Origin of the sequence: Thalassospira profundimaris, from assembly GCF_003326755.1 — a bacterium.
Classification (GTDB): Bacteria; Pseudomonadota; Alphaproteobacteria; order Rhodospirillales; family Thalassospiraceae; genus Thalassospira; species Thalassospira profundimaris_B.
On the sequence record NZ_JPWH01000013.1, the window covers coordinates 24,928 to 43,724 of the forward strand.

Genomic DNA, 18,797 nt, shown 5'->3' on the forward strand with positions numbered 1-18,797 from the left:
TTTCTCTTGCCATCGTCACAAATGCGGGGTGCGTTTGTATCTTGTCAGTTGAAATATCGCCCCTGAATCGGCAGGCCAAACATGCCCAAGGGTTGCTCAAAAACCCGCGAATCCCATCTCTGGATGGAACCAAATTGTCAGCGGGTCGTTTTATCAGGGTTGGAACTGTTAATTTGTGCCCCGCAAACCCGCAGAAAACCTTATCTATTCCATCAGGTTGAAGGTTTTTTGACGTTTTTGACTGCACAGCACTTGTAACCGGCGCCAATGCCTGCCTATATTTCAATGGTGCACCGAGCCGTGCATGTGCCTGTCACTTAGACGGAGAAAGATGATGAACAAACGCAAAGCTGTTGCTATCGCCATTGCCCGCGAACAGCAAATCGCCCGCTCGATGGAAATTCTGTTTGCCGGAACCATCGTTGCCCTCATCGCGTCGCTTCTCGTTCTCTAAGAAACGAACGGTTCATCATCCTGGGGAAGGATCCCCGGTTTTTCCGTGACAGGCGGCACTGGAAGGTGCCGCATATTTTCAGACAAGCATGACCCAACACCACGTCACTGCCATTCAGATTACGCGAATTATTCGCCCGGTGGTCTAAGGACCCCGGGACATTTCTCGTTTTATCTGAATAATCTTTGATGTGTGAATCGTCATGACCAATCATGCCCTTTTGGCGCAGGATGTCCCTGCCCGCTCCCCTCGTTCCGTTTATTGCTTTGCTGTTCACGCGGTTGCCGAACCCGATGTGATGCCGCGCGTGCTGGAACTGTTTGCCAAGCGCAACCTGATCCCGGCCAGTTGGCATTCCATTGTTACGCATGACCGCAATGGCAATGAAGAACTGCAAATCGACATCCAGATTCAGCAGCTCGAAACCCGCATCGCCGACCATATCGCGCGCTGCCTGCGCCAGATCGCCAATGTGCAAACCGTGCTGACATCGGAAAAGGGCTATTCCAATTCTGCCATCGGTGCCTGAGCGGCCCGGCGTGACGTATTTTGTGGCTGGCCGTACAACCCGCCAGCCACAGCCGATTTTGCACAAATGATCGTGCGACGGTGATATTGCACAGGGCAGCGCATATGCGCTAACTATGGGCTGATAATGTAGCAGGATTTATGCCTGTCACATTCCGGTTTGCCCCTGTTGCGGAGTCGCCTGATGGCTTTTATCGACCATATCCATGCCTGCAATACGGCCAAACCAGAGGATTACACCCCGTTTTGCATGGATGGGCGTATCATTGGTGGCACTCGCCCGGCCTTTGCCAATGCCCTGCTGGCCCATCCGGCGGGCATGATCACCCGGCACCCCGATACAGGTGCCCTTCATCTTGCCCCCGAAATTGCCAGCCATGCTGCGCGATCAAACGCCTTTGCCGAACTGGTGGGCGATTTGCACCGTGATGGCGTGATCAAAAGCCTGCATGGCGAGAAATTCGATGTGCGCCCCAACCTGACCGATGCCCCGTTATGTGTCATGGACCGTTCGGCGATGTCCTATTTCGGGTTTCGCTCCTGGGGCGTACATTTGAACGGCTATGTGCGCAAGCAGGACGGCATTCATATGTGGATTGCGCACCGCTCCAAAACCAAACCGACCTATCCCGGCCAGCTTGACAATATGGTCGCGGGCGGCCAGCCCACCGGCTATGGCTTTCGCGAAAACATGATCAAGGAATGCGCCGAGGAAGCCAATATCCCCGAAAACCTGACGGCGGATATGAAAGCGGTCGGCACGGTGTCCTATGTTCACCAGACCGAAAAGGGCATCAAACCCGATGTGATGGTGAATTATGACCTGGAGCTACCGCAGGATTTTGTCCCCCGGCCGGTTGATGGCGAAGTCAGCCATTTTGAACTTCTGCCCATCGCCGAGGTTGCCGGGATCGTGCGGAACGGATTTGATTTCAAATTCAATTGTGCGCTGGTAATTATCGATTTTCTGATCCGCCACGGCATGATCACACCCGATAACGAACCCGATTATGCCGACCTGACCATCGGCCTGCATCGCGACATTATTCGCTAAGGCCTTTTACCCAACCGCCCGCAGGCTGCGCCTCAGTCGCCAAACTTAATGCCCGGCCTTGTCCTTGCCATCCATGCCAAAGGCGCTTAAGGCCATCAGGGTCAGTTTCATGCGCGCATCCGGGTCCAGGGCATCGAGATCAGCCTGTTTCTGGCGCATGGTGCTTAAGGCCTCCAAAATCAGCTTTTCACGCCCCGGGGCCGATCCGGCCTTGGCCTGGCGGCCTTTTTCCTGCCCCAGTTTGTCATCAGCCTCCTTCAATGCGCCCAGCACAGCCGAAGACGGATTTTGCGCCTCGGTCAGGGTTTCGGCCAATGCCAGGGCACGGGCTTCTTCGGTGCTCATGCCGGTGGCTTCATGGGCAATGGCCCGGTCGGCAATGCGCCGCGCCTGACGGGCCTGATCGGCCTGCTGGGCCGGCGTTTGCACCCGTGCCGCCGTGCCGGTACCACCGCCATAAGCCGCACTGGCCGCCGCGCGGTTGGTGGCATTTGGCGAACCGGTTGCAGACGGGCGTGCATCAAGCGGGTCCACCGGCAAGGCCTGTGCATCCTGATAGGCGCGGAGAGCCTCGCGCCCGCTTTTGCCAACAAAAACGCGCAAAAGCGTTTCTTTAAGCATACCCATTAAACTTCCCTTCGCACATCTACCTGACGACAACCGGGGGTCTGGCCCCGACAAAACAGGGCGGATTGCGCACGCTCTTGCGCTTCCCGGATCAATATCATGCCGCAATGGCGGCAAAAAATCACGGACCTTTATGGTCGTGCCAATATAAAACGGTCTAACGCGGATTTGTCGCGACGGGCGACATCCGGCTTTCTTCCACCAGCAGCAAAAACTGCATCAGCGCCCCGATGTCACCGGTGGCAAAATGGTCAATATCAAACACGAAATCGACATTGTCCCGCGCGGGATCATCCGGATGGCCGACAATGCCAAACTGCACATATTGCGCCCCTTGCGCATCCAGCGATGAAATAAGGTCTGCCACACGCACCCGGTCATCGCTTTCCGCCTGCAGGCGGATCAGGGCCAGAATATCGGCATCACAATCCACAACCTGGCGGGCAATCGACACCTCGGTCGATTGGGGCGGGGCAATATCAACATCAAATCCGCCATCGGCAAACAGGGTTGCCACGGCTTTAAGCTGTTTTTCTTCAGCGCTGGAGGCCGCAGCGACCAGAATGCGGGGATGTCGGCCTTCTATTTCAGCAAAGCGCGACAACATGGAGGCAAGTTCACTAGAGGTCATGGCACCTCGCAAAATAACCCGGCAGAGGAGCCGCCGGTAAACTCGCAACCCGTCCATAACAGTCTGGTTGCGATTGGAAAGACACATCCTATCACATCCTGCCCACCAAAGAGCAAGCATCGCAAACCAAGGCACATTAAAAAATGGAAATATTCAAAATGCCAGCGGGTCGCGCCCCAATACCAGCGGATGCAAAGCCAGGATCGCGCCATATAAAATGAGGCCGCCCAATATATCGCGCCAGTCCAGCGCCCCTTTGAACAGTCCCGGCAGGTAAAACCGCCGAGTCCCTGCTGACAGACGATCAAATTCCGCGGCACCAAGCTGGCGAAGACGCATTTTTTCCATTCGCGCCATGCCCAACACCCCAAAAAGCGCACTGCCGCCAAAAAATATTGCGGCCGCCAAATGTCCATTGGGAAACAAATGCGCACTGCCCCAAATCACAACCCCCAGCAACAGGGGATGACGGGTAAAGCGGTTAATGCCGGGATGATCGGGGTCATAGCCCTTTGCCCGGCCAATCGACAGTGGGCAGGGCTGGCGCACGGCGGCCACCCACAGCCAGCAGACCGGCAGCATTGCCACCAGCGGAACCCAATGACTGCGCGGGTCATAGGGCCAAAGGGCAATATAATCGGCGTTCAGTTCCGCCCCGATCACCCAAACCAGCAGGCCTATTGAAATTGCCGAAAAAGCGAACAGATAAAGAGAGGTTCCCAAGGCCGCGACCAGTTGACGGCGGAACATGCCCGGCAGGATATGACCTGCCAAAAATGCAACAATGGAAATGAAAAACCACGTCAAAATGCGATCACCTCTTTACTTTGACGGCGCAACATGCAAATTGCCCTCCACGTTTCGCGCACCCTGAATGGCCAGCCTGTCGGCTTCGCCCCTTGCGCCGCGCGACTTTAGCGGATACCTCTTTATCCCTAATTGATTTTACGCAATAAAGCTGGGTTTATCCCAAACATCGGAACACGGAATATACTCGACATGAGCTGGACACCGGAAAAGATTGAATTGCTGACTTCGCTCTGGAATCAGGGTTGGACCACGGCACGCATCGGTGAAGAGCTGGGTGTGGGAAAAAATGCCGTTGTTGGCAAGGCACACCGCCTGGGTCTGCCCAAACGTCCGTCGCCGATCCAGCGTCGTGCTGAAGAAACAGAAACCAAAAAGGCCCCGGCGCCCAAGGTTCTGTCGAAAGGCATCAGCATTTATGACCTTGGACCGGGCATGTGCCGCTGGCCGTTTGGCGATCCCGGAGATGATGATTTCCATTTCTGCGGCAAAAAAATCATCCCTGGCAAACCCTATTGCGATGAACATTGCGCTGCGGCCTACCTGAATGGCAAAAGCCCGCGTGAAGACAATCCGCGCAACCCCAATCACGGCGGCCCGAACAACAAACGCTGATCGTGCGCCCCTGCTAAAAAAATCGGAGAGGCCGTCCTTCGGGGCGGCTTTTTTCGTGCGATCAGCCTTGCCGAAACGACAAAACCCCGCCATAGCGGGGTTTGCCAAAACGACGACAATCAGAAAACAGTCGCATTTATTTCAACGTTGTCAGCACATATTGGGCAAAACCTTCGGGGGTTTCACCCACATAGCTGATATTGGTCGGCGCATTTACCGCATTCGAGGCCTTCGGGCTGGTGACAAATGTTACCTTGCTGGCATTGTCCATCGGGGCGAGGTGCCAGTTGCCATCGGCTTTGGGGTCGATAATTTTTTCTTCCATGATGTAATTTGCCAGCACGGTGCGGTTTTCATCGGGCGCATCGACAATAATCGTCGAACCATCCAGCCCCGGGAAATGCCCGCCGCCACTGGCCCGGTAATTGTTGGTTGCCACGACAAATTTCTGGTCGCCGTCAATTGGTTTACCGTCAAACTGCAAATTGACGATGCGATGCGCATCCGGGTTCACAACCGCCCCATCCTTGTTATAGCGGGCCGGTTGCGTCACATCGATTTCATAAGTCACACCATCGATGACATCGAAATTATAGGTCGGAAAATCCTGATTGATCAGCATCTGTTCCTGATCACTGTTGGGATCAATCTGGTTAAATTGCCCGGCCGACATTTCCAGCCATTCGCGTACCTGATTGCCGGTCAACAGCACGGCGCGCACGGTATTGGGGTAAATATACAGGTCCGCCACGTTTTTAAGGGCGATTTTGCCTGCCGGAATATCGGTATAATAATCCGGCCCGCCGCGCCCACCGGCCTTAAACGGCGCCCCGGCCGAAAGGATCGGCAGGCCGTCATATTCGGTCCCGGCCAAAATCTTTTTCAAATACCATTTCTGGGCATTGGTCACGATCTGGATCGAGGGGTCATCCGCCACCAGGGCAAAAAAGCTGTTAATCGCGGACTCACTCGTGCCCACGCCTTCGCGCATGTAATCAATCGTTGCCTTGTGCTCGGTCTCGACCGCCTTTAAAATTTCCGGGTCGGCATCAACCAGCGGCACCACGTCGCGCCCTTCACGATGATAAATCGGTTCGGCCTCCGACAGGGAATTTGTCACCTGCCAGGTGCCGTCATCCTTCACATTCAGGCTTAAATCAATCACGCCAACATGGCTGCCCCAAAAGCCGGGCATCACGGCGGGAACCCCGTTAATTGTGCCTTTGGTCAGGTCAACACCTTCAATATCGGCGAATTTTTCCGACGGGAAAACTTCGTGGGCATGACCAAACAAAATGGCATCAATGCCCTTGACCTTGGACAGATAATAAATGGCATTTTCTTCCATGCCGTGGCGGGTTTGCGTGCTCATGCCCGAATGGGGCACGGCAATCACCAGGTCCGCGCCCTTTTGGCGCATTTCCGGGACATATTTTTCGGCCATATCCACAATGTCTTTGGTGATGACATGACCTTCCAGGTTGGCCTTGTCCCACTGCATGATCTGGGGCGGGGCAAAGCCGATAACGCCAATGGTGATCGGATGTTTTTTGCCATCCTTGTCCACCAGTTCACGCTGCAAAAGCTGATAGGGGGTAAAATAGGGCTTGTCGTTGTCGGGGTTATCATCGCCATCATCGACAAAAATATTGGCATTCACATAGGGGAATTTCGCCCCGGCAATGGCATTGGCAAGAAATTCCAGCCCGTAATTGAATTCGTGATTGCCGACATTGCCCACATCATAATCCATCAGGTTCATGGCCTTGTAAACCGGATGGGTTTCGCCCTTTTTCAGGCCGTGGCGTTTGGCCATATAATCACCCAGCGGGTTGCCCTGGATCAGATCACCATTATCAATAAGGATGCTGTTATCGGCCTCTTGCCGCGCCTTTTTAATCAGGGTGGCATCCTTGGCAAGGCCCACCGTTTGCGATGCAGCATCGCGGTAATAATCGTAATTGACCAAATGCGAATGAATGTCGGTGGTTTCGAGAATTCGCAACGACACGGCACTGTCGGCAAGGGCGGTGCCCGCCATCAAACTTACGGACAGGCCCATGATCGCGCAGGCCAACGGACGGTAGAAAGTCATTTCGTGCATCCCTGAAAAATGGTGGTCTGTCTGACCAATCTATTTCTGATTATCCGGTCAGAATTTGAAGATTTTGCGAAAATCACACCAGAGAGGCAAACAAAAACACCCATCCAGCAGAACAGGCGTTTTTCACGTTGAATGTTCACGCCAGAAAAACCAGCCTGACAAAGGGTTTGGCGCAAATTACCGGGCAGCCTGCCCAACGGATGGCGCCGGGTCCGTGCCCCCCAAAACCACCTCGTTGCCCGGTCGCGGGTCATGGGGAACATTCAGCGACAGAATCAGCGACCCCAGCGCCAGCACCGCCCCGGTCAAAAAAACGGCACTAGGCGAAACCAGCCACAACAACCCGAAGGCCGCGGGCAAAAACACCGCCGCAATATGGTTGATGGTAAAACTGACCCCGGCCGTCGAGGAAATGTCGCCCGGATCAGCGATTTTCTGGAAATAGGTTTTCATCGCAATCGCCATCGCAAAGAACATATGGTCGATCACATAAAGCCCGGCGGCAATATGGGCATTTTGCACAAAGGCATAGGAGGTGAAGACGATAAACAACCCGCAATATTCCACCACCAGCGCCCGTCGTTCGCCCCATTTGCCAATCAGGCGGCCAATTTTTGGGGCCAGTACCATATTGATGGCGTGGTTCAGCAAATACAGAATGGTGATGGTGCCCACATCATAACCAAACTTTTCCACCATCAGAAAACCGGCAAACACGGTAAAAATCTGGCGCCGCGCCCCGGCCATAAAGGTTAGTGCGTAATAGAGCCAGTAACGACGGCGCAACACCAGCTTGCGGGTTTGCGGATGGGCATCCTTGAATTTGGGAAACACCATCCAGGCAATAACCGCACCGATAATGGTCAGCGCCCCGCCCGCCACATAGACCCCGCGATAGGGCATGGCGAAAATTTCCATCATTACCCACACGCCGCCAAACATAAGCAATGACGCAATTGACTTTGCCGACAGCTGACGGCCCATCACCATTGCCGCCCGGTCCTTCGCCACCCATTGCAGGGACAGCGCCTGTTGCATGGTTTCAAAATAATGAAAGCCGATCGACATCAGGACGGTGGTGCAATAAAGGCCGATCACGGTGGGGAAATAGCCACTCATGGCAACGCCCAGCCCCAACACCATCAGGGACAGGATGGCAAAAGTTTGCTCGCGGAAAATCAGCAGGGCAAAAATGGCCGTAAAAGCCAAAAAACCGGGAATTTCCCGCAAAGACTGCAAAATGCCAATTTCCCTGCCGGTAAAATCGGCCATTTCGACGGAAAAATTGTTCAAAAGCGCCATCCAGGTCGAAAAGGACAGTGGCATGGCAGCTGCCATCAGGATCAGCAGCACTTCGGGGTTGTTGCGCCAGCCGGTTGGTCCGGCGGCTCCCCCTTTGGCAAAAGCCGTCTTGTCCGGGGCCGTACTTGCCAAATAATCTGGCGCATGGGCATCCGGCTCTGTCGGGTTATGGGCCTCGGCATTGTCCGTCGGGCGTGGGGCAGGATAAGGGGTGGGCATGGACGGTTTCCTGAAAGTTCATGAATCCGCATCACGAATTCATCCGGCGATCCCGGGAGTTGTCTGGATTGCTTCCAAACTAAACTTGTCCTGATCGTCTGTCTCACGGTAATCTGCCATTGAATGCGGCAAACAGGACATATTTCCATGTTAAAACCCGAAAATTCACCCCCACCCCGCCCCCGCCCGGATATATTGCCGCGCCCGGTTTATGTACGGGTCTCTGATTTTCCGGCCGGGCGCTGTGTGGGCATGCACCATCACGACTGGTACCAGCTTATTTATTCCACCGAAGGCACCATGACGGTCACGACCGAAGCCGGCATATGGGTTGTACCGCCTCAACGCGCGGTTTGGGTGCCCCCCGGTGTGGACCATGCGGTGGCCCATGCCACCTTTTGCCGGGCACGTCATGTGTATATTGCGCGAGATGTTCCGGCCCGGCTAAACAATCAGTGCATGGTGATTGAGGTCAGCCCGCTTTTACGCGAACTGATCCGCGCTGCGGCACAAATTCCCATTGAATATGACGAACAGGGTGCCGAAGGCCGCCTAATCCGGGTCCTGCTGGATCAGCTTGCCGCACAGGTCCATAGCAACAACCTGCATCTGCCCGCCCCGAAGGATCCACGGCTGGCCCGCATTTGCCATCATCTGCAATCCGACCCGGCCGATAACCGCACCCTTGAGGAATGGTCGCGCGATTGCGGGGCATCGTCGCGCACATTAGCCCGACTGTTCTTGCGCGAAACCGGTATGCCGTTTCGCGAATGGCGGCAAAAATTACGGCTGCTCTATGCGCTCGAAAAACTCGCCCATCACCGGCCGGTCACGGAAATTGCCCTTGATCTGGGCTATGAAAACACATCCGCCTTCATTGCCATGTTTCGCAAGGCAACCGGCAAAACACCGGGCACCTATTTCAATACGCCGCCTTAAAAATAAATAAACGGCCCCGAAGGACCGTTCTAACAGACTTGAACAACAGCGGGCGAAACAGGGGGCTTTCCTCATCCTGATACGCCTGTCGGACAGATCGGCAAGGCAACAACCCGGCCTGTGAAACCCAGGATCAGTCAATATCCCGCCCAAACCGATCGCCGGGCAGCAAAATATCATCCTCTTCGGTACGAAGACGGTTCAGATATCGCGATGTTGCCTGCGACAGGCTCCGTCCGGTCCGGCGCGTTTCCGAACACAGATTGTGAATGTAAACCGCATCTTCAATCGACCAGTCGCAATCGGGTTGAGATCCCTTCTCGCGATCGCTGGCACGTCGATTGGGATGATGTTTTTTGCCCTTCACCACCGGAGCGGACATCTCGCGTTCGGCCAAAAGGCGCAACAGCTTTACCAGATCAGGCAGGGCCTCCATCACATTTTGCAGAGATGACAGACCTTCATACAGGGCCTTCATCAGGGCGGCGGCCTGCTCTGCCGACAACGCGGCAGGCGGATTGTGCCCGAAAAAAGACGTTACATCGCCAGCCGCCGGGGGCGCAGACATGCGTCCTGTCACGTCGGCCAAACGTGCCGTCATCTGCGAAAGCGCCTCGGACGAGAGAGAGTCCGAACCCGAAACCAAATTCAACACCTGAAATTTTTTCCAGGCACGATGGTTCGGCTCACCGCTTCTGCGGCCCGGGCTGATATCGAGTTGTGGCTGATGAGGCCCGCGATAATTTGCCTCGCCCTGTCTGCGGGCGGGGTGCATATCATTGACCGTACGCATTTCCTCCTCCTGAGAATCCGCAATACCTGATGCTTCGGGACCATGCCCGAAAACGAGCTCTTATTACCTATAAGAGCGACTACCATAACAAATTTAATCGCATTGCGATACTATACGTTCTCTCGCCCCGCCAAATTCGCACAATTATTTCAATATCCCTGTTCTTTAGATTAGGCCCCCACCCACATCCTAGCCGACAACATAATTGCCCTTGTGCATCCGGTCTTTATTATAAGTTGTATAATATCGGTCGTAAATTCCCGACTCGGCACCAGACAAACCGACAAACGGTTGATTGGGACATGACACAGCAGGCATTAAACGGCAGCACCAAAGCCCGTGCTGATCCATCGTTGCTATATGAAACAAATACACCTTGCCAACTATGTCTACATTGTAACGCAAACAGGCGAAGGCCATGACGGCGCCAGAGCCGCAAGCATCGATCGGCACCTACCATTTCGCTATAACTTTTCGCCAAGATACCTGATAGCAGGCGTGATCATGTTTTTTATTGGAGTCCCAGGTTAAGGCCTTTTCGAACCAAAATTTCGCTTAGTATGCGTGCGTCAAAACTCAAGGAAGCCGGAAAATTTTAATTCGGCAACTTTAATGCATATCCTATTTCAACAAAAAAACCGGAGGCCACCGCACGGGCCTCCGGTTTTGGGACTGGCAGGATATGGCTCAACCTCCCCCGAGCGGCCATATCCCTGCCAGTCTGGCGCGGACAGCCAGCCTGCAAAGGCTGCAGCGTCGCGCCGTGATATATCCATAAAGGACCAACCCCGAACTCAACCCCGCCGTCGTTCGGCAATCCGGCGATCATTGCCCGATCGCCGCTCGGCCCGCGGTCCTGCGTTAAGATAGCCCGTAGCTTCATCCGCCTCATTGATCTCGGGCAAGGGCGACGGACGCACCATAGACGGGCGGTCCTTGCCCACATTCACCAGTGCACCGGTGAAAGCTTCAAGTGTGGCCGCCAGAACCTGATCGAAGGCAGGGTCCGTTACCGCACAGCCATGAAAAAAGAAAAACGCATCATTGGCGAGGCCCGCACGCCAGCGACGAAACCTTTCAGGATGACGTCGCAAACAGGGCGCATCGAGCATGGATGTGCCAAGAACCATGCCATCATGACAGGCCCGCGCAAAGACATGCACGGTCTGGACATTTTCGTGTTGCCCCAGAACATTTCCCATCAGGGAAAGGCCGTCCTGCGCCGCACCCACCATAAAAATTTCGGCAATACCGGCATAGCGCCAGATAATGGCTTCGATATCTGCCAGCGACTGATCGATAAATACAAGGCATGCCGCACGTCCCTGACGTGCCCCAAAACCCGTCTTGCGCACCGTTTCCGACAGCCGCCCGACAGGCGCGTTTTGCCAGAATTGAACGGCGTTATTCCCGTTCGTCATAGATGCCCCCTACCTGTGGTCATCCTGTGATATGATAAACGTCCCACTGTCGCGCCTTCATGCGCACGACTATTATTAATTGATATCAATATCAGTAGCGAAAACCCTGCGACTCGTCCAGTTCCAATAACTGACACCCAAGGGTCGGAGCCTATCCCTTTTCCCGCAAATCACTATACGTCCAGATATATTTACAGGTCCGCATCAAAGAGGACAATCGACATATCAGGTGCCGGTTTGCTGTTCGGCCCGCATTTCGAGAAGTTTTACCATCGTATAAAGCACCTGATTGGCCGGTGTGGGCACGCCAAGCGCGCCGCCCTGGCGCACGATATAGCCGTTCAGATAGTCAATTTCGCTGGGTTTTCCCCGCATCAGATCCTGCGCGGTCGAGGAATATTGCGCGGGCATGGTCTTGATGATACCGGCAACCGCCGCCTGAATATCCCCCGGAACCGAAACCCCGATGCCATTGGCAACGGCAAGGCATTCCGCCACCACATTTTCAATCACGGTCATGACACCCTCGCCTTTTGCCAGTTCGCCATAAGGCAACCGCGACACGGCCGAAAGCGCATTATAGGCGCAATTCAAAATCATCTTGGCCCACAGCGCCCCAGGCGCATTCCCGGAAATCTCTACCGGAATGCCTGCCGGGCCAAAGCTATCGGCTATCCTGTCACTTTGTGCGCCCGGTCCAATCACAAGTTCGCCCCGGCCAAAATGCGCCACATGTCCGTCACCGGCCATACCCACCGCAACATAGACAACCGCAGGAAGCACCACACGCCCGATGAGTGCCGAAAGACGCTCCGCATTGTCCACGCCGTTCTGAAGGCTTAACACAATCGCATCTTCCGCCAGATGCGGCGCGATTGCAGCCCCGGCACTTTCGGTATCGGTCGATTTTACACAAAACAAAACAATGTCCGCCCCGGTCACGGCTGCCGGATCAATACTGGCTGCAAGCCGAACCGTTTCAACAATCCCGCCGCTTTCAAAAACAAGCCCGTTTTTGTTAATCGCCTGCACATGGTTCGGACGACCGATTAAAACCACGTCATGCCCGCGCTGCGCCAGTTTTGCCCCGTAATAACAGCCAACGGCCCCCGCGCCCATAACCGCGATTTTCATTTTGCTTTCCTCGCCTTCTTCGCAATTTCATCAATGAGGGTACCACAAAGCCCCGCCGCATATCTGCGACACCCGCACGGTCCGCGCAACCCGCACCTGATCAGGACCAACCAACTGCCTGCCACGATCTGTAGGTTCCGGGAAAGTCCCTATTTCCGCCATCCCGGCTTTAACCGGGCGGCATTTTTATCGTCATACAGGACCCGCCCAACGGGCACCCCATCGCCGATGGCATCCTGAATCCGGGCATAGTCTTCATCACTAAAACCACCCGCCAGCTCGATCAGTTGTATCCCCTCGGCCACCATCGCCATTGCCTCGGCAACCAGGGCATCAATATCGCCGCTGGCAAATATGATCGATGTAAAGCCGTCTCCGGGAAGGGTCGTTCGCAAACCGGCAGGCGGATAACCATTTGCCTTGATCAGAAAAGCGTATTTTCGCAATACCATACGGGGTTCCTCTCAATCCGGCGTCCTCACCAGGGTCACATTGACAGGGGACACTGCAACGCACAACCCCGAACCGCTTTTTCAGATTTTCCAAATCGTTATCGTTTTCAAACAAAAAGAAAATGTTCGCTTGTGACCGGAAATTGCGATGCAAACTTTCTTTCTTTTACGTCACAAAACCGTCCCCGGATTACGGCAAGTCATTTTTGCCTGTTCATGACATTCAAATCTCCATGTCTTTTCATATCACAACTTTCAAGTGCAATCGTCAATAACATGCAACGCGAATGAAAAGCGTGTCTGCAATCGTTACAGACCCTGGCATGAAAACAGGTTGGGACAGATCGCCTAAAACACACAAAAGACTCTCATTATGCCATCCGTTTTTCGTGACCCCGACAAAACGGATGGCAGACAAACTGCCTTCAGAACAGCCATCAAACCTTCTGGCGGAAAACTGATTTCCGACAAAAGAATGTGACCCAAAAGACAGCCGCTACAGTCACCCCCATCCTCATGCCGGTAGGGGAATTGTCACGCCTGTCAGCCATCAACACATCAGGAGATTTAAAATGCCCAATAGCAAATTGGCGATTACCAACTTCACCATTCAGTCCATTGGTTCGGCCGGACCACAATACGAGCACGGCTGGGAATTTTTCCCGACCGACCTGAATGCGACAGTCCGCGGCAACTACATTTATTGCGGCTTTCAACAGGGGACAACCGACCCGGTAACGGAAGTCAATTTCATTGCCTATGACGGAGCACAATCCGCCCCCATCCCGGGCTGGGAATGGTCGCCCGAAGACCTCAACAAAGGGGCGAAAGGCCAATACATCTATATGTACTGGCGCCGGGGCAACGGTCACAAACCCATCACCAGCATGACCTTTCTGGTAACGTCATCTTCGACGCCGCCGCAAATCTCGGGCTATACCCAGGTTGGGTGCGATCTGAACAAGGGCGCAGGCGGTGAATATATCTGGGCCTATTATTCCAACACGGCACAGCCCTTCGCGTTCAAAAAAGAACTGTTCGAGCGCGCCTGACGCAAAAGGGTAACGCAGTGCCTTGCGCAGGCCGTGTGTTACCCCGGTCCCTGCTGACAGAAAGCTGTCAGCAGGGCTGCGCTATGACATGGCATATCCACACAAAGGAAATGCCATGTCGATGCCAGCCGCCAAAACAAACTCCCCGTCCGGTCGTGGTTTTCAACTGGTCTGCCTGTCGGCTGTCATGTTCAGCACGATGGGGGGTTTTTACCAAGGGTGTTCATGCCGATGCCTGGACCATCATTTTGTGGCGCGGGCTGGTTGCGGCGATTGCGGCCATTATTTTGCTGGCCCTGCGCGGCAAACTCACCCGTGAAATACGCCGTTTTCACGCCCCGGCCATTTTGGCAACCCTGCTGATGGCAAGTGGTACGGCTGCATTTATTCCGGCCTTTAAACTGACCACCATTGCCAATGTCGCGATGATTTATGCTGCAGCCCCCTTTGTTTCCGCCCTGTTTGGCTGGCTGTTTTTACGCGAACGTCCCACAGCAACAATCCTGCTGGGCAGCTTTGCCGCCCTTGCCGGTGTGGCGGTGATTTTTGGCGGTTTGCCCGGCAAGGGAGATGTATGGGGCAACCTTTTGGCCGGCTGGATGACATTGGTGATGGCGGGCATAACCATCATTTACCGCCGCTGGCCCGATACGCCCACCACCCTGCCCGGTGCGGCATCCGCCCTGTTGCTATCCCCGATTGCCGCTGGCCTTGGAACCACAAGCAGCATCGCCCCAAACGAGATGGTCATTCTGGCTGGTTTTGGACTGTGTTTTACCGTTGCCTTCATTCTGCTCTCAACCGGGGCCAAACATCTCCCCCCGGCAGAAACCGCGCTGCTAATTGCGCTGGAAACACCGCTGGCCCCGATTTGGGGCATTCTGTTTTTCCATGAAATCCCGACAGGACACACCGTTTTGGGTGGCAGCCTTATTATCGTCGCGGTTTTTGGTACCTATGGGCAGCAATGGCGCCATAAACGCAAACAGGCCTGCCTGACATGCGGCAATTGGGTTAAACAACGCGACGGATCATATCACGCCCGCAGCACGCAACCGTTCGATTTGCGTATCATCCAACCCGCCAATGTCGCGCAAAATGGCCTCGCTATGCTGCCCCAATGTGGGCGGGGCGGTTTCATCACAAATCGGTGTTTGCGACAGTTTGAGCGGATTGGCAACCGTCGGCACCTTACCCGCCAGCGGATGATCCAGATATTTTACCGTGCCGCGATGTTTGACCTGCGGGTTTTCAAAAACCCGGTCCAGCGTATTGATCGGCCCGCACGGCACATTGGCCTTTTCCAGAATGGCAATCCAGTCATCGGTGGTTTTTTGCACCATGGCCTGGCGCACCAATGGCACCAGTTCGGTGCGGTTGGCAACACGGGCACGGTTGGTGGCAAAGCGGGCATCGGAACTGGCTTCTTCCATGCCCGCGACCTTGCAAAAGCTGGCAAACTGGCTGTCATTGCCCACCGCCAAAATGATATAGCCATCCGCCGTCGGAAAGGCTTCGTAAGGCACAATATTGGGGTGTGCATTGCCCAGGCGGCCCGGTGCCTTGCCCGTGGTCAGGTAATTCATCGCCTGATTGGCGAGAATGGCGGTTTGCACATCGAGCAGGGCGAGGTCGATATATTGCCCGACGCCGGTTTCATCGCGATGGCGCAAGGCCGCGAGAATACCGATGGTCGCATAAAGGCCCGTGAAAATATCGGCCACCGCCACGCCCACCTTCATGGGCTGTCCGCCCGGTTCATGGTCCGGCGCGCCGGTCAGGCTCATCAACCCGCCCATCGCCTGGATCATGAAATCATAGCCCGCCCGTTTGGCATAAGGACCATCCTGACCAAAGCCGGTGATGGAGCAATAAACCAGCCGGTCATTCACCGCCTTAAGCGATGCGTAATCCAGCCCGTATTTCGCCAGCCCGCCAACCTTGAAATTTTCAATCACCACATCGGATTTTGCCGCGAGATCGCGAATAACCTGCTGGCCCTCGGATGTTGTCATATCGACCGTTAGCGATTTTTTGCCGCGATTGGCCGACAGATAATAGGCCGCTTCGGAGGTATCATTCCCGGCTTCATCGCGCGCATAGGGCGGGCCCCAGCCGCGTGTATCATCGCCATTGCCCGGCCGTTCGATCTTGATCACTTCGGCCCCAAGGTCCGCCAGCGTCTGGCTGGCCCACGGCCCGGCCAAAACACGCGACAGATCAAGAACACGAATACCGCTCAAGGCTCCGAGCATAGTCTTTTATCCTTTAACAGGGGATTTCAGGCGGAAAATAAACGGCATATATGCCATAAAACCCAAATCGGGTTGCTCGCGAAACCAGCAAGCAACCCGTTTTTCCATCAGGATCAGGCGGTAAAGGCCTGAATTCCCGTCTGCGCACGGCCCAAAATCAAGGCATGCACATCATGCGTCCCTTCATAGGTATTGACCGCTTCCAGGTTCATCACATGGCGAATAACGTGATATTCGTCGGCAATGCCGTTACCACCGTGCATATCACGCGAAACGCGGGCAATATCCAGCGCCTTGCCGCAGTTATTGCGCTTCATCAGTGAAATGGATTCCGGGGCCGCTGTTCCGGCATCGAGCATCCGGCCCACTTGCAGTGCACCCTGCAGGCCCAGGGCAATTTCGGTTTGCATATTGGCGAGTTTCAGCTGGATCAACTGATTTGCCGCCAGTGGACGACCAAACTGGATACGATCGAGCGTATATTGACGCGCAGCATGCCAGCAGAATTCCGCCGCCCCCATCGAGCCCCAGGCAATGCCATAACGTGCCTTGTTCAGGCAGCCAAACGGCCCGCCCAGGCCCTTGGCATTGGGCAGCATATTTTCAGCAGGCACAAACACATTATCCATCACGATTTCACCGGTGATGGAGGCACGCAGCGAAAACTTGCCTTCGATCTTGGGTGCGCTTAGGCCTTCCATGCCTTTTTCCAGGATGAAACCGCGAATGACACCTTCGTCATCCTTGCCCCAGACGACAAACACATCGGCAATCGGGCTGTTGGTGATCCACATTTTGGCACCATTCAGGATAAAGCCGCCATCAGCCTTGCGTGCCCGGGTTTTCATGCTGCCGGGGTCAGAACCATGATCCGGCTCCGTCAGGCCAAAACAGCCCACCCATTCCCCGGTTGCCAGTTTCGCCAGGTATTTTTTGCGCTGTTCTTCGCTGCCATAGGCATAAATCGGGTGCATCACCAGCGAGCTTTGCACCGACATCGCCGAACGATAGCCACTATCCACCCGTTCCACTTCGCGGGCCACCAGGCCATAAGCAACATGGTTTACCCCCGGTCCGCCATATTCCTCTGGGATGGTCGGACCCAGCAGGCCCAGTTCGCCCATTTCGCTCATGATTTCGCGATGGAATATTTCATGGCGGTTGGCTTCCAGCACACGGGGCATCAGCCGTTCCTGGCAATAATCATGCGCCGCATCGCGGATCATGCGTTCTTCTTCGCTTAACTGGGCATCCAGCCCCAGCGGATCTTCCCAGTGAAAATGTACGCGGCCTGCCATGTGTTTCTTTCCTTGTGACATGCGAAATCGGAAATGCCGCTACGGGCACGAGGCCCCGTGGGCGAGACGGCAGCATTTCCGAAACTCGAAAAACTCTGATGTCAGGCTAGGGATTGGCAGGCGCTTTCGCAAATGATAAATCTGTGCAAGTTTATGCAAAAAATTCATGAACTTTACAGGCAGGATGACTGACAATGGCGCGACGCATTCCCGGAACCAAGGCCCTGGCCTGCTTTGAACAAGTTGCCAGATACGGCACTGTTTCACGCGCGGCAGAAGAACTTTACCTGACGCAAAGTGCCGTCAGCCGGCAGCTTCAGGGGCTTGAAAGCTGGCTTGACTGCAAACTGTTCATGAGAAAAAAGCAAAGACTGATTTTAACACCCGAAGGTGAAGACTATCTGCAGGCCATTCGCCCCGCGCTTGACCAACTCGAAACGGCCACCCTGAAACTGCTTTCGGGCGGCAGCGACGGCGGGGTGCTGACCATTGCCGCCCCACCCACCTTTGGCAGCAGACGGCTGATCCCGTATTTACCGGATTTTCGCGCCCGCCACCCCGATATCGTCATCAATTTCATTTCGCGCATTGGCATGCCCGATTTTGACCGCGAACAGATTGATATTGCCGTTCTGTTTGGCAGCGGCGACTGGGACGGCCTGGAAGCCCGCCGTCTGGAAGGCGAAAACATGGTGCCAATTTGCAGCCCGAACCTGATCGCATCAATGGATCATGCGCCAAAACCCGATGATTTGCGCCAGTTTTCCCTGCTGCATATCGCAACACGCCCCAATGGCTGGCGTGACTGGTTAAAGGCAGCCAAGCTGGACGGCATTGACGGAGATAACGGCCCGAAATTTGAACATTTCACAATGGCAATGCAGGCGGCGATTGCCGGGTTGGGGGTTGCCCTGCTGCCAACCTTTGCCATTGGCGATGAAATCGCCAATGGGCGCATTATTGCGCCCTTTGGGCCGCCACGCGCCAGCCCCTATCATTATTTTGCCACCTGTCCGCAAAACCGGGTGCGCACGCCAAAAATCCGTGCTTTCATGAAATGGCTGGCCGATCACAGCCGCACCGAAAACCCCGGCGCCTGACTGGGTCAACGC

Annotated in this window: 17 protein-coding genes and 1 pseudogene; 7 read left to right on the top strand and 11 right to left on the bottom strand. The window is 55.0% G+C overall.

Annotation, left to right across the window (positions count from 1 at the left end; genetic code table 11):
* The first annotated feature begins 656 nt into the window (after positions 1–656).
* Both TH25_RS15305 and TH25_RS15310 read left to right on the top strand, forming a co-directional pair.
* The gene (locus tag TH25_RS15305; RefSeq protein WP_114089235.1) at positions 657–983 is read left to right on the top strand and encodes a hypothetical protein; all 327 of its coding nucleotides are present in this window, start codon (positions 657–659) and stop codon (positions 981–983) included.
* Between the two features lie 183 nt (positions 984–1,166).
* The gene (locus TH25_RS15310; protein ID WP_114089236.1) at positions 1,167–2,036 is read left to right on the top strand and encodes an NUDIX hydrolase; all 870 of its coding nucleotides are present in this window, start codon (positions 1,167–1,169) and stop codon (positions 2,034–2,036) included.
* A gap of 45 nt (positions 2,037–2,081) precedes the next feature.
* Here TH25_RS15310 and TH25_RS15315 read toward each other — a convergent pair whose 3' ends face one another.
* The 3 genes from TH25_RS15315 to TH25_RS15325 form a co-directional block, all read right to left on the bottom strand.
* The gene (locus tag TH25_RS15315) at positions 2,082–2,663 is read right to left on the bottom strand and encodes a hypothetical protein (protein ID WP_114089237.1); all 582 of its coding nucleotides are present in this window, start codon (positions 2,661–2,663) and stop codon (positions 2,082–2,084) included.
* Positions 2,664–2,820: 157 nt separating this feature from the next.
* Positions 2,821–3,294 (bottom strand): methylmalonyl-CoA mutase, encoded by a 474-nt coding sequence (locus TH25_RS15320; protein ID WP_114089238.1) that lies wholly within the window; start codon positions 3,292–3,294, stop codon positions 2,821–2,823.
* A 153-nt stretch (positions 3,295–3,447) separates the two neighbouring features.
* Complete coding sequence (locus TH25_RS15325) at positions 3,448–4,101, bottom strand: NnrU family protein (protein WP_114089239.1); 654 nt, start codon at positions 4,099–4,101, stop codon at positions 3,448–3,450.
* A gap of 192 nt (positions 4,102–4,293) precedes the next feature.
* Here TH25_RS15325 and TH25_RS15330 point away from each other — a divergent pair, with 192 nt between their 5' ends.
* Positions 4,294–4,716, top strand: coding sequence for a GcrA family cell cycle regulator (locus TH25_RS15330; RefSeq protein WP_114089240.1), 423 nt, complete (start codon positions 4,294–4,296; stop codon positions 4,714–4,716).
* 136 nt (positions 4,717–4,852) lie between these two features.
* On the opposite strand, the gene TH25_RS15335 is transcribed toward TH25_RS15330, so the two are convergent.
* Both TH25_RS15335 and TH25_RS15340 read right to left on the bottom strand, forming a co-directional pair.
* Positions 4,853–6,811, bottom strand: a complete 1,959-nt coding sequence (locus tag TH25_RS15335; RefSeq protein WP_114089241.1) for a bifunctional 2',3'-cyclic-nucleotide 2'-phosphodiesterase/3'-nucleotidase — start codon at positions 6,809–6,811, stop codon at positions 4,853–4,855.
* A 186-nt stretch (positions 6,812–6,997) separates the two neighbouring features.
* Positions 6,998–8,341: an MFS transporter gene (locus TH25_RS15340; RefSeq protein ID WP_114089242.1), complete on the bottom strand. Its 1,344-nt coding sequence runs from the start codon at positions 8,339–8,341 to the stop codon at positions 6,998–7,000.
* A 147-nt stretch (positions 8,342–8,488) separates the two neighbouring features.
* Between TH25_RS15340 and TH25_RS15345 the strand changes: the two genes are divergently transcribed.
* Positions 8,489–9,280, top strand: coding sequence for an AraC family transcriptional regulator (locus TH25_RS15345; protein WP_114089243.1), 792 nt, complete (start codon positions 8,489–8,491; stop codon positions 9,278–9,280).
* Between the two features lie 133 nt (positions 9,281–9,413).
* Here TH25_RS15345 and TH25_RS15350 read toward each other — a convergent pair whose 3' ends face one another.
* The 4 genes from TH25_RS15350 to TH25_RS15365 all read right to left on the bottom strand — a co-directional run bounded on the left by TH25_RS15350 (position 9,414) and on the right by TH25_RS15365 (position 13,080).
* Entirely contained in the window at positions 9,414–10,073 is a 660-nt protein-coding gene (locus tag TH25_RS15350) for a hypothetical protein (protein WP_114089244.1), read from the bottom strand.
* 794 nt (positions 10,074–10,867) lie between these two features.
* Positions 10,868–11,494 (bottom strand): DUF4347 domain-containing protein, encoded by a 627-nt coding sequence (locus TH25_RS15355; protein ID WP_114089245.1) that lies wholly within the window; start codon positions 11,492–11,494, stop codon positions 10,868–10,870.
* A 225-nt stretch (positions 11,495–11,719) separates the two neighbouring features.
* Entirely contained in the window at positions 11,720–12,628 is a 909-nt protein-coding gene (locus TH25_RS15360; protein ID WP_114089246.1) for a ketopantoate reductase family protein, read from the bottom strand.
* Positions 12,629–12,777: 149 nt separating this feature from the next.
* Positions 12,778–13,080: a DUF6506 family protein gene (locus TH25_RS15365; protein WP_114089247.1), complete on the bottom strand. Its 303-nt coding sequence runs from the start codon at positions 13,078–13,080 to the stop codon at positions 12,778–12,780.
* A gap of 572 nt (positions 13,081–13,652) precedes the next feature.
* On the opposite strand from TH25_RS15365, the gene TH25_RS15370 reads away from it, so the two are divergent.
* Together TH25_RS15370 and TH25_RS25720 are read left to right on the top strand one after the other, a co-directional pair.
* Complete coding sequence (locus TH25_RS15370; RefSeq protein ID WP_114089248.1) at positions 13,653–14,132, top strand: hypothetical protein; 480 nt, start codon at positions 13,653–13,655, stop codon at positions 14,130–14,132.
* Positions 14,133–14,242: 110 nt separating this feature from the next.
* Positions 14,243–15,076: pseudogene (locus tag TH25_RS25720) on the top strand (DMT family transporter); the annotation flags it as partial.
* An 87-nt stretch (positions 15,077–15,163) separates the two neighbouring features.
* Here the strand turns inward: TH25_RS25720 and TH25_RS15385 are convergent.
* Positions 15,164–16,387, bottom strand: coding sequence for a CaiB/BaiF CoA transferase family protein (locus TH25_RS15385; protein ID WP_114089249.1), 1,224 nt, complete (start codon positions 16,385–16,387; stop codon positions 15,164–15,166).
* A 113-nt stretch (positions 16,388–16,500) separates the two neighbouring features.
* On the bottom strand, positions 16,501–17,685 hold the full coding sequence (locus TH25_RS15390; protein WP_114089250.1) for an acyl-CoA dehydrogenase: 1,185 nt from the start codon (positions 17,683–17,685) through the stop codon (positions 16,501–16,503).
* Positions 17,686–17,879: 194 nt separating this feature from the next.
* On the opposite strand from TH25_RS15390, the gene TH25_RS15395 reads away from it, so the two are divergent.
* Positions 17,880–18,785, top strand: a complete 906-nt coding sequence (locus TH25_RS15395) for a LysR substrate-binding domain-containing protein (RefSeq protein ID WP_114089251.1) — start codon at positions 17,880–17,882, stop codon at positions 18,783–18,785.
* Positions 18,786–18,797: the final 12 nt, after the last annotated feature.

Excerpts from the sequence above, each read along its gene's own strand:
- TH25_RS15365 (WP_114089247.1), bottom strand. The coding sequence starts at position 13,080 with ATGGTATTGCGAAAATACGCTTTTCTGATCAAGGCAAATGGTTATCCG.
- TH25_RS15310 (WP_114089236.1), top strand. The coding sequence starts at position 1,167 with ATGGCTTTTATCGACCATATCCATGCCTGCAATACGGCCAAACCAGAG.
- TH25_RS15385 (WP_114089249.1), bottom strand. The coding sequence starts at position 16,387 with ATGCTCGGAGCCTTGAGCGGTATTCGTGTTCTTGATCTGTCGCGTGTT.
- TH25_RS15340 (WP_114089242.1), bottom strand. The coding sequence starts at position 8,341 with ATGCCCACCCCTTATCCTGCCCCACGCCCGACGGACAATGCCGAGGCC.
- TH25_RS15360 (WP_114089246.1), bottom strand. The coding sequence starts at position 12,628 with ATGAAAATCGCGGTTATGGGCGCGGGGGCCGTTGGCTGTTATTACGGG.
- TH25_RS15345 (WP_114089243.1), top strand. The coding sequence starts at position 8,489 with ATGTTAAAACCCGAAAATTCACCCCCACCCCGCCCCCGCCCGGATATA.
- TH25_RS15335 (WP_114089241.1), bottom strand. The coding sequence starts at position 6,811 with ATGACTTTCTACCGTCCGTTGGCCTGCGCGATCATGGGCCTGTCCGTA.
- TH25_RS15390 (WP_114089250.1), bottom strand. The coding sequence starts at position 17,685 with ATGGCAGGCCGCGTACATTTTCACTGGGAAGATCCGCTGGGGCTGGAT.
- TH25_RS15305 (WP_114089235.1), top strand. The coding sequence starts at position 657 with ATGACCAATCATGCCCTTTTGGCGCAGGATGTCCCTGCCCGCTCCCCT.
- TH25_RS15320 (WP_114089238.1), bottom strand. The coding sequence starts at position 3,294 with ATGACCTCTAGTGAACTTGCCTCCATGTTGTCGCGCTTTGCTGAAATA.
- TH25_RS15315 (WP_114089237.1), bottom strand. The coding sequence starts at position 2,663 with ATGGGTATGCTTAAAGAAACGCTTTTGCGCGTTTTTGTTGGCAAAAGC.
- TH25_RS15355 (WP_114089245.1), bottom strand. The coding sequence starts at position 11,494 with ATGACGAACGGGAATAACGCCGTTCAATTCTGGCAAAACGCGCCTGTC.
- TH25_RS15330 (WP_114089240.1), top strand. The coding sequence starts at position 4,294 with ATGAGCTGGACACCGGAAAAGATTGAATTGCTGACTTCGCTCTGGAAT.
- TH25_RS15395 (WP_114089251.1), top strand. The coding sequence starts at position 17,880 with ATGGCGCGACGCATTCCCGGAACCAAGGCCCTGGCCTGCTTTGAACAA.
- TH25_RS15370 (WP_114089248.1), top strand. The coding sequence starts at position 13,653 with ATGCCCAATAGCAAATTGGCGATTACCAACTTCACCATTCAGTCCATT.
- TH25_RS15350 (WP_114089244.1), bottom strand. The coding sequence starts at position 10,073 with ATGCGTACGGTCAATGATATGCACCCCGCCCGCAGACAGGGCGAGGCA.